This is a genomic window from Noviherbaspirillum sp., assembly GCF_035627455.1.
Lineage (GTDB): Bacteria > Pseudomonadota > Gammaproteobacteria > Burkholderiales > Burkholderiaceae_D > Noviherbaspirillum.
In genome coordinates this window covers 1-4,225 of the sequence record NZ_DASPLS010000075.1, presented here as the reverse complement: position 1 = coordinate 4,225, position 4,225 = coordinate 1, and the positions used below count along the sequence as shown (strand labels likewise).

Genomic DNA, 4,225 nt, shown 5'->3' with positions numbered 1-4,225 from the left:
ATCGGCGCCGCGCGGCAGGGCAACCTGCACCGTGTGCTCGCGCGCAACTTCTATGGCACGCTCGCGGTAAACGACGTGATGGACAACGGCTACCGGGAGCGCGAGCTGGTGCATGGCGCGATCCTGCACGGCTCCCAGTTCCTCGACGAAGACAGGCGGCGCTGGCCGACCACCTATTACGGCGACAACGGCGGCGCCGGGCTGGCGGTGCTCGCCACACGGCAAGCCGGGCAGCCGCAACACGTGGGCGTGATCGGCCTCGGCGTCGGCACGATGGCGGCCTGGGGTCGGGCTGGCGACCGTTACCGCTTCTATGAAATCAATCCGCTGGTGCTGGAACTGGCGCGCACGCAGTTTACTTTCCTGGCCGACACCCCTGCCAACGTGGAGACCGTGCTCGGCGACGCCCGCCTGACGCTCGAACGGGAAGCGCCGCAGGCTTTTGATGTGCTGGTGGTCGACGCGTTTTCCGGCGACTCCATCCCGGTGCACCTGCTCACGCGTGAAGCCTTCGCGCTCTACTTCCGCCACCTGCGTCCCGGCGGCATCCTCGCGGTGCATGTTTCCAACCGCAACCTCGACCTCGTTCCGGTGGTCAAGCATGCGGCTGACTTTTACCGCAAGCAGGCGCGTCTGGTGCTGACGGAAGAGGAGGATGCGGAGCGCGGACTGCTCGACCCGGAATGGATCCTGATCAGCGACGACGCCGCGGCGCTCGACGGCGGCCCGCTTGCCGGCATGGGCGAGGAAGTCGAACCGGAAGTCGCGATCCGGCCCTGGACGGACAACTACAGCAGCATCTACCCGATCCTGAAATGACGCGCGCTACAATCGCCGCTTTGGACGACCTGGAGCGCAGATGAAAAGCTACCGCAAGGAACTTTGGTTCAACACGCCCGCGCGCCGCGCCTTCATCAACATCACGCCGCAGGTAGAAGAGGCGCTCGCCGACAGCGGCGTGCGCGAAGGGCTGGTGCTGGTGAACGCGATGCACATCTCGGCATCGGTGTTCATCAACGACGACGAGCCGGGGCTGCACCACGACTATGAAGTGTGGCTGGAAAAGATTGCGCCGCACGAGCCGGTCGGCCAGTACCGCCACAACGACACCGGCGAGGACAATGCCGACGCGCATATCAAGCGCCAGGTGATGGGCCGCGAGGTTGTAGTCGCGGTAACCGGCGGCAGGCTGGACTTCGGGCCGTGGGAACAGATCTTCTACGGGGAATTCGACGGCATGCGGAAGAAGCGGGTGCTGGTGAAAATCATCGGTGAGTGAAGGCGCCGCGCGAAACCGTTGCGCCGCGCCTTCCAATGCGCTACCTCACCCATTCCGCCAGCCAGCGCCAGTACCAGGGCACCGCCCTGCCCTCCGCCTGCCTGCGCGCAAGCGCGTCGCGCGCCAGCCCTGGCAGCACCGCGTGCGCGGTGCCGAACAGCTGCCAGTGCGCGTAATGCAGGTTCTCGCACCATTCCGGATTGATCACGCAGATGCCCGCGCCGGCGCGATGCGCGGTCTCGACGATCGCCGCCCCCGGGTACATCTCGGCCGGCGTGCCGATCACCAGCACCAGTTCGGCCGCCGCCGCATCCGCTTCCGCCTGCGCCACCAGCGCGGCGTCCGGCATCTCGCCCAGCCACACGATGGACGGACGCCGCTGCCCGCCGCAGTTCGGGCAGGGAGGGCGCAGGTCTTCCGGCCGCGCCGCGCGCCCATGCCAGTCGCAGTTCAGGCAGCGCAGCTCGTCATAGCGGCCGTGCAGGTGCAGCACCTTCGCGCAGCCGGCCGCTTCCAGCAGCACGTCCACGTTCTGCGTCACATGCGTGACCTGCCAGAACGCGTCGAGCGCCTGCAGCGCGCGATGCCCTTCATGCGGCCGCGCCGCGTGCAGCCAGCCGCCCTGTTCGATGTACCACTCGACCGCGAACGCCGGGTCGCGCGCATAGCCTTCCAGCGTCGCCACCCGCCGCACCGTATCGCCGGTCCACAAATGCCTGCCGGCGCCCCGGTAGGTCGGCAGGCCGGAGTCGGCCGACAAGCCCGCGCCGCTGTAGACGAGGATGCGGCGCGCCTGCGTGAACTGATCGAGAAGCTTGCGGTAGCCGGCCGGTTCGAGGCCGAAGGTGGCGGTGGCGGCGGTGGAGGGTGTCTTCATGAGGGTGGCGCCGCCGCTGCCTTTACGCCGGCTGCAGCGGGATGACGGGGGCGTCCGCCGCCATCGCGCGCGCCCGCAGCTGGCCGCAGCCGCCGTCGACTTCCTGCGCCGCCGAGTCGCGCAGCTTGGCCAGCACGCCGCGCCGGTGCAGGATGCGGATCATCTCCCGGTAGCGCTCCATCGGCGGGCGCCGGTATTCCAGCCCCGGCACCGCGTTGTACGGAATCAGGTTCAGCACGCCATACCTGCCCTTGAACAGTTTCACGATGCCCTCGATCTCGTCGTCGCCGTCGTTGATGCCGTCCAGCAAAGTCCACTGGTATTGCACCGGATACGCGGTCAGACGCGCATAGCGTTCGCCCAGTTCCACCAGCTCCTGCGGCGCCAGGCGCGGTGCGCGCGGCAGCAGCTTCTCGCGCAGCGCCGGCTTGGTGGTATGCAGCGACAGCGCCAGCGCCGGCTTGACCGGCCCTTGCGGCAGGCGCTCGAACACGCGCGGGTCACCGACGGTCGAGAACACCAGGTTCTTGTGGCCGATATTGCCTTCGGTGCCGAGCAGCGCGATCGCATCCATCACATTGGCAAGGTTGTGCGCCGGCTCGCCCATGCCCATGAACACCACCTTCTTGACCGTGCGCTGAGTGCGCGCCAGCGCCACCTGGGCCGCCATTTCGCCGCTGGTGAGCTGGCGCACCAGGCCGCCCTGGCCGGTCATGCAGAAGCGGCAGCCGACCGCGCAGCCGACCTGGCTGGAGACGCACAGGCCGCCGCGCGGCAGCAGCACGCTTTCCACCGTCTGGCCGTCGGCCAGCCCGACCAGGAGGCGCGCCGAGCCGTCTTCCGTCGGGTGCGACGCGACCAGCCGGGCGATGCCCTGCAGCTCGGCGTCGATCGCCGGCAAGGCGGCGCGCAGGGACTGCGGCAGGAAATCCTGCGGCCGGCGCCGCCCGCTGTCGTGCGGCCGCAACTGCAGCCAGTCGCGCAGCACGCGCTGCTCGTGCAGCGGCATGGCGCCGTGGGAGCGCAGGCGTTGGCGGATCGCGTCAAGTTGCATGGAAAGAATGTCGTGGCGGCGGACGGGATGGGCGCGGAAAGAATGGGCCGATTGTAAGCCGCGGGCGGTTTTTTTCCAACCGGATGCCGGCCCGCGCAGGCAGCGTGTATAGTTTGCCATCACAGCAAAGCAACCGTTGGAACCACGATGACCGACATCGATGACGAAAAGCGCGAGGAACCCGCGATCCGCCCGTGGATCGACCTGAAGACCACCTATGACGTGGAAGCCTGGATCGACAACTACAACCGCGACCTGCAGCGCGCGCCTCTGCGCAAGAATGCGGCCGGTTACGGCATCTGCTTTTTCCTCGCCCCCGGCGGCGAGATCTACATGCACACCACGCCGGAAGGCGAGATCCTGCTGGATGTGACGCCGGAGGCCGAGTGGGCGGCGCCGGTGATCAGCGCGGCCACCGGCATCGTGGCGCCCGGCAGGCAGATCTGGGCGCTGCCGGGAGAGGTATTGACCCAGCTGGTGTTCGGGCTCAACAGCCTGATCGCGTCGACGCAGATCGTACTGGAGCACGATTACAGAATCCGCAAGTGGTAGGGTGCGCCCGGCGCACCGGCGTCGAACTTCACGCTGCGCGGAGCGCACCCTGCGGTTTCTGAAGGAAAGCGATGCGGATCGTGCCGAAGCACGATTTCAAGTTTCGGAAGTGACAGGCCGCGCCGCACACTTCGCGCAAATGCAGGCTTGCCCGCGCAGAGCCTCGGGCACCCGCGCCAGCACCGCAGCATCCACCTTCGCCGTGGTGCACCAGCACGGCACGTCGAAGCTGCCGGCCGCGGCCGGCGCGCAACCGTTCGGCCCGCCGCACAGCGGGCAGGCATTGTTCGGTTTCGGTTCCATCCCGTTTCGCTCCGGCCGCTCCGTCATCCGCGCGCCAGCGGGTTCGGCGTCGGCTCCGCGATCTTCGTCAGCAGGTTGCGGTCGGTGTGGTGGAACGGCTCTTCCTTCCCGCGGATCATCAGTACCGTGTCCTCGTCGTAGCCCCAGCTGCCGTCGTCGT

At 68.0% G+C, this 4,225-nt stretch carries 6 protein-coding genes and 1 pseudogene; 3 read left to right on the top strand and 4 right to left on the bottom strand.

Translation table 11 applies throughout. The annotated features are described in order from the left end of the window. Both VEC01_RS14765 and VEC01_RS14760 read left to right on the top strand, forming a co-directional pair. Positions 1 to 819: fused MFS/spermidine synthase (locus tag VEC01_RS14765; protein ID WP_324901662.1), on the top strand; the 819-nt coding region annotated here is incomplete at its 5' end. A gap of 40 nt (positions 820 to 859) precedes the next feature. Then, a complete protein-coding gene (locus tag VEC01_RS14760; protein WP_324901661.1) occupies positions 860 to 1,279 on the top strand; it encodes a secondary thiamine-phosphate synthase enzyme YjbQ in 420 nt (139 codons plus the stop codon). A gap of 40 nt (positions 1,280 to 1,319) precedes the next feature. Here the strand turns inward: VEC01_RS14760 and VEC01_RS14755 are convergent, their stop codons facing one another. Further along, the gene (locus VEC01_RS14755; protein WP_324901660.1) at positions 1,320 to 2,156 is read right to left on the bottom strand and encodes an SIR2 family NAD-dependent protein deacylase; all 837 of its coding nucleotides are present in this window, start codon (positions 2,154 to 2,156) and stop codon (positions 1,320 to 1,322) included. Between the two features lie 22 nt (positions 2,157 to 2,178). Further along, complete coding sequence (locus tag VEC01_RS14750) at positions 2,179 to 3,210, bottom strand: RNA methyltransferase (RefSeq protein ID WP_324901659.1); 1,032 nt, start codon at positions 3,208 to 3,210, stop codon at positions 2,179 to 2,181. 147 nt (positions 3,211 to 3,357) lie between these two features. On the opposite strand from VEC01_RS14750, the gene VEC01_RS14745 reads away from it, so the two are divergent. Continuing rightward, on the top strand, positions 3,358 to 3,762 hold the full coding sequence (locus VEC01_RS14745) for a hypothetical protein (protein WP_324901658.1): 405 nt from the start codon (positions 3,358 to 3,360) through the stop codon (positions 3,760 to 3,762). Between the two features lie 96 nt (positions 3,763 to 3,858). Here VEC01_RS14745 and VEC01_RS14740 read toward each other — a convergent pair whose 3' ends face one another. Both VEC01_RS14740 and VEC01_RS14735 read right to left on the bottom strand, forming a co-directional pair. After that, positions 3,859 to 4,065, bottom strand: coding sequence for a cysteine-rich CWC family protein (locus VEC01_RS14740; protein ID WP_324901657.1), 207 nt, complete (start codon positions 4,063 to 4,065; stop codon positions 3,859 to 3,861). A gap of 23 nt (positions 4,066 to 4,088) precedes the next feature. Further along, positions 4,089 to 4,225 (bottom strand): annotated as a pseudogene (locus VEC01_RS14735) (FABP family protein); the annotation flags it as partial.